Annotated in this window: 1 protein-coding gene; it reads left to right on the forward strand. The window is 59.6% G+C overall.

The genetic code is table 11. From position 1 onward, the window contains the following. Window positions 1–414: 414 nt before the first annotated feature. The gene (locus P1S46_11040; GenBank protein MDF1537011.1) at window positions 415–5,625 is read left to right on the forward strand and encodes an Ig-like domain-containing protein; all 5,211 of its coding nucleotides are present in this window, start codon (window positions 415–417) and stop codon (window positions 5,623–5,625) included. Window positions 5,626–5,796: the final 171 nt, after the last annotated feature.

Raw genomic sequence — 5,796 nt, forward strand, 5'->3', positions numbered from 1 at the left:
GTGCCACAACCCGCACGGAACGGACCTGTTCGTGAACGGCAAGACGCCGGGCGCGCCGGACGGCGACGCGCAGATCCCGGCCAACAGGATGCTGAGGATGCGGGACACCGACGGCGAGATGTGTAATGCCTGTCACCGCTAAATTCGGCCCGGGGAAAATGGCCGGAATTTAGCGGTAGGGCTAAGAGTTAAAGTATAAGGGACCGTTACCGGAGCTTGTCATCGCGAGCTGTAATATTTTCGTCATTCCGGACGCAGCGCTAAAGCCGCTGCGAGCCGGAATCCATGGACCCCGGCTCAGGGCCGGGGTGACGGCGGGAATGGCCGGTCAGGATTATGGGGCCGGGTTCGAAAATCCAGCCGGACCGTAGGACATTTGAATACGAAGGAAGTCTGGAATTTGGAATTTGGAGTATGGAATTGAGACCCGCCCTACATAGGCTATCCGGAGCCGGCGCCTCAGTTGTCCTGATGCTGGCCGCCGTGTGCCTGTTCGCATTCCCTTCGGCAGGTTTCAGCTGGACCTCCGTCGGGCCGTGGGGCGGTGTGATCCACGACCTGGATGCGTCGGCCGGGGGGGACACCCTGTTCGCCGGGACCGCCAACGGCCTTTACATGAGAAACATCACCTCCGGCGCGGAGACCTGGACCTCCTTTGAAAGCACTTCTGGTTTCCGGGTCCTGCAGGTGCTCCCGGACCCTGACGGGGACACGGTGTATGCCATTGCCAGGGGTACTGACGAACCGTTCGGTTTTGAGGAGACCGTCTGGTCCGGGTCACTTTACGAACTGGACCTTACCTCAGACACCTTCCAGAGAATCCTGGGTGGTGATAACTCCGCCACCGCCGGGACGGTGGAAACGCTGTCGGTGTCTTCCATGGCACTTTGCGGCGCCTCAGGGGATCTCATCGCCACTACGGAAAACGATATTTTCTTCGATGGTTCCGAGCCCCAGGAAGTCGGGTACGTCTATCGGAGGCCCTACGGATCCAGCTCCTTCCTGGATCCCGTTTATCCGCGCATCACTTTTTATATGCCCATCTCCGCTGTCGCCGGACAGGCCGGCTCAGATACTATTTTCATAGTCAGGTCGAAGGGAAACTATCACGAGATCCTCCGGGACGGCAGCTGCGGCTCATCACCAGGATATCCGGGGGCGGCGTGGCCCTTTGAACTGGATGTCAACGGTTATAGAAACCTTACGGGTGATAACGGCGCCCCGACCGCCGTTGAACTGATGCCAGGTGGTGAGGTGTTCCTGGGTACAGAAACCGGCAAGAAATTGTTCCGGCGGGATGTCGGCGGCACCTGGGCCGCTCTCGGGTCCGGGATGGCGCCTTATCCCGTTGCCGCCCTGGGCCGCGATTCACTCGGTCGGCCTGTGGCTGTTCTGAGAAAGTATAACTGGAACGTCGACAACGGCGTTAATATCAAACCCGGAGTGTGGTATCTCGACGTCGCCACATGGATCAACGCGGCCCCCTATGCAACCGTTTCAAGCAGAATACGGAAATGGATGGAGGTGAACGGCACCGAGTGGCTGGCCTATGACCAGGCCGGCATCTGGTCTATCAACAAATCCGGTTCCCTCGTTGAATCCGATGCCGGCATCGCCGCCGTAAACCTCGACGGGATCGTTATCGATCCCCGACACCGGGGCAGGACCCTGGCGTTCGGGAGGAGCGGCGTCTATGAGAGTGTGAATGGGGCCTGGTCCCGGCTGCTCATGTCCGGCATCGGATCCCTGAAAAACACTGACGACGCAGCTGAGGACGTGAGGCAGAGCATACGTGACGTGGGTTATATTTCAGCAGCGGTATCGCCGGACAGTGAAGACACTATTTGGGTGGGGTCTGAGGCTATCGCGGGCCTTCTGAGGGGCACCCGTGTTGGGGCAGGCCCCGCCGGCTACCTGTTCGACCAGGTGTACTGGGGCACCTCGAGCAGGACTAACATCACTGATATTTTGGTCGACCCCTTCAATCCGGACATTGTGTGGTTCACGAACCTGCACGGTGATGAAGGCATCCTCAGAAGCACTGATGGAGGAACCGGTTTCCTTTCCATGACGGCCCATCTTTTCCCGGATACGGATTACAGCGCCAACTGCCTGGTCTCTGACCTGGACGAGCCCCAGTTCCGCACGATCCTGGCCGGCATGAAAACCGGCAGCAGCCAGGCTCCCGGGATCCTCGTGAAGGGGGGAAGCCAGCCGTTCCAGAGGACATCCCTGTTCATGAACCAGGAGGTCGGCGGGATAGCCTTTAACCCCATGGATGTCAACAAGGCCCTGACAGGACCGGAAAACATCCTCACCAATATGGCCATTGCCAATAACGGCTCATGGGAGATCGACCCTTCGGTTGGTGATCCTTCGGCCACTTTGCCCACATGCGCCGTTTTCCGATCCCTCGAAATACCTGGCGGGCTGGATGGAGACAACAGGCCCGACGCCTTCGCTGTTTTGAATAGGAACGGGGCGGTCTTCGCCAGGCTCTTCCATTCGGAGGCCCAGACAGACGGGGGAACCCCGGGGGAGGTCTGGGAACAGGTATCCGGCGCGTTCGACATCTATACGCCCACTTCGGTGACGGTGGACCCAAAGGATGGCGATCTCCTGTGGGTGACCACGCAAAACGGTTCGGTTTTTACCCACCACAGCGGGCGTTTTACCGACTACCTCGGGCCGGATTGGCCGCTCAACCTTGCCGGGGAACTGGTCGTACTTGGTGCAAACGCCTCCACACTGGACCTGTTCTGGCGGGCACCCGGCGACGACAGCGAAATGCCCGGCTGGGCAGACAGGTACGAGCTGTATTACCGTGCAGACGGGCTTGCCATTTCCAGCACCACCGATTTCAACGGGGCCTATATGGTCGACCTGCCGAGTCCGCACATTTCGAGGAGGGAGGAGAATTATTCCCTGGACATCAGCAGCCATGCCGGGTCCGAATACTTCTCCCTTGCTCTCGTGGCCTACGACGAGAAAAATAACACCTCAGGGCTGCTTACAGGAGAAGTGGACCTGGCCCAGGCCCTTAGCAACACGCCGCCCACCGCTTTGGATGATTCGACCAGCCTTGAGGAGGACACCAGGAATTTCACGGTTCCTCTTTTGTCCAACGACAGCGACGCTGATGGAGACACCATCTCTGTGATCTCCGTCGGAGGTTCCGAACATGGTGTTTCCTATATAGACGACCAGGGGACGGTCCGCTATACGCCCCACAACAACTACTTCGGGCCCGACACCTTCGGGTACACCATCGTGGACGGTAAGGGCGGCAGCGACTCCGCCACTGCCTACCTCACTATCACATCGGTCAACGATCCCCCGGTGGCGAGGGATGACCATGTCACCTTCTTTGAGGGCGCCATAATTCCCATTTTCTACATGGACAACGACTCGGACGTGGAGGGGACGGTTACTTGCGTCAGCCACTCCGATCCCATGTACGGAACGGTGACGGAGGATCATTTCAGTTCCTATTCACCTTCGGTCTTCAATTACACACCGGACGAAGGCGCCAACTGGTACGGCACCGACACGTTCACCTACACGATCAAGGACGTCGACGGCGCCCAGGATACGGCCACTGTTTACATCACTGTGGTGTCCCGCAATGACGCTCCCGTATCCCTGCAGGACTACGTCCTTGTAGCCGAGGGGGGGATGGCCACGGCACTCACAAGCGGGGCCTCAAGCGTCCTCGACAACGATAACGATCCCGTGGAGGGCAACACACTGACGGCCCTGGTCGTCACCGGGCCTGTCTACGGGGCCCTCATCCTGAACTCCGACGGGACTTTCCAGTACGCCCACAACGGGTCGGAAGCGGTCTCGGATTCCTTCACCTACAAGGCGAGGGACGAGGATGGGTTCGGTGAAGTGGCCTACTCGAGCCCTGCCAGTGTGACGATCACCATCGAACCTTTAAACGACGCGCCCGTTGCCGGGGACGATTCCGTTTTTGTCCTGGCTAGCACGACGAACAAGCTCATCACCCTTCTGGACAATGACAGCGATTCAGACGGCACCCTTTCCATCCTGTACGCCGGTCCATCCCTGCACGGGTCGGTGATCCTCAGTACAGACGGGTATGTCCGCTATACGAGTCCCCTTTCCAGCACAGGATATACCAGCGACAGCTTTACCTACACGGTAAGCGATGGAGAACTGTCCGACACGGCAACCGTGACCGTGAATATCATCGATTCCGCATCGGCGGTGGCCATCGACGACGCGTACTCCATCGATGAGGACCAGCAGTCCGTCTTCGATGTGACCAGGAACGACGCCCGCCTTGCTGAGGGGGACCACCTCGAAGTGATCTCGGTCACCCCGGGGAATCACGGGACCGCCGTTGCCGACACCACCGCCGACACCGTGACCTACACCCCGGACCCGGCCTACACTGGGGAGGACACCTTCACCTACCAGATGACGGACGGCTACACCGGCAGCGACTGGGGCACCGTCACCGTGAACGTGAGCAGGGTCAACGACCCGCCAGTGGCAGGCGATCACGATACCACGGTCTTCACGGGCAGCCCCCTGACCTTCCCGATACCGGTCACCGACGAGGATTCGGAGGACCTCCTCGTATCCCTTCTTTCGAGCGTCCTGTGGTACTCCGCAGCGGCCCAGGAGAAGGGAAACACCTGGCAGCTTTCCTACGAGAGCGCCTTCGGTGTCATGGGAACGGACGTCATCGAGTACAGGGCGACGGACGACAAGGGGGAATCGGATACGGGGACGCTCAGGATCTGGTCCTACAACACGGGCAAGGGGCCCGTGGAAGTCACCCCGGCTGCTTTGCTCACTTCGGGTGAGCCAGACCTGGCCCTGGACGGCTCGGTCAAGCTCTCGGACGCCACGGTTGCTTTCAGCTACGTTTCGACGATCGGTAACACCAGGTGCAACACGGGCACCCTCGATCACCCGGCCCCTCCGGGTTACCAAGCGGGCGGGGTCGCTTGGTATTATGATCTCTCAACGAGCGCGGTCTACACGGGACCGCTCAGCGTGATCATCGACCTTAAGAGAGTGCAGAGCAGCTTTGTCAACCCGGAACAGATCAAGATCTTCAAATATTCCACGGTCAGCGGCCAGTGGGAGCCGCTGGGGTATACGGAAGTCCACATGATGGACCTGGAGGCCGTCGGTTTAACGGACAGCCTCGGGAAGTTCGCTCTTTTCGAACCTGAAACGGCTTCTTCCGGGGGCGGAGACGGCGGGGGAGGCGGCTGTTTTATCGCCACTGCGGCCTACGGGAGCGCCATGGAGCCGGAAGTGGACCTCCTGCGCGGGTACAGGAACAGTTACCTGGTCCACCGGTGGTGGGGGAGGGTGTTGCTGAAAGCCTACTACACCCTGAGCCCGGCACCGGCGGCCTTTATCGCCGAAAGGCCGCTACTCAGGCAGGGTGCGCGCCTGGTACTGTCGCCCATTATCGCGACTGTGAAAACAGACGAGCCAGGCTGCGCTCCGGCGGTGATCGGGTTCCTTCTTGTGGGAATCCCCTTAGCGGGAGCCGGCCTGACTGTTTTAGGCATGGCGGGGATCTTGAGAAGACGATGGGAGGCGGCGTTCAAGGTTCAACGATCAAAGGCCAACGGGTAATGGCGCTGTCATCGCGAACAACCGATCGGGTGAAGCGATCCCAGGGTAAAGCCTTAACACGGAAACACGAAGATGCGGGAAAAAGAGTCAAAAACAAAATTGACAGGGTCGCAAAAAGTCCAATCCGGGACTTTTCGCTCCACGGAAAGGGAAAAGCGTCGTTTTCCCTTT

The organism is bacterium (assembly GCA_029210545.1).
Taxonomy (GTDB): domain Bacteria; phylum BMS3Abin14; class BMS3Abin14; order BMS3Abin14; family BMS3Abin14; genus JARGFV01.

Bases quoted from the DNA above. Each gene is read 5' to 3' on its own strand.
- P1S46_11040 (MDF1537011.1), top strand. From the start codon at position 415: ATGGAATTGAGACCCGCCCTACATAGGCTATCCGGAGCCGGCGCCTCA.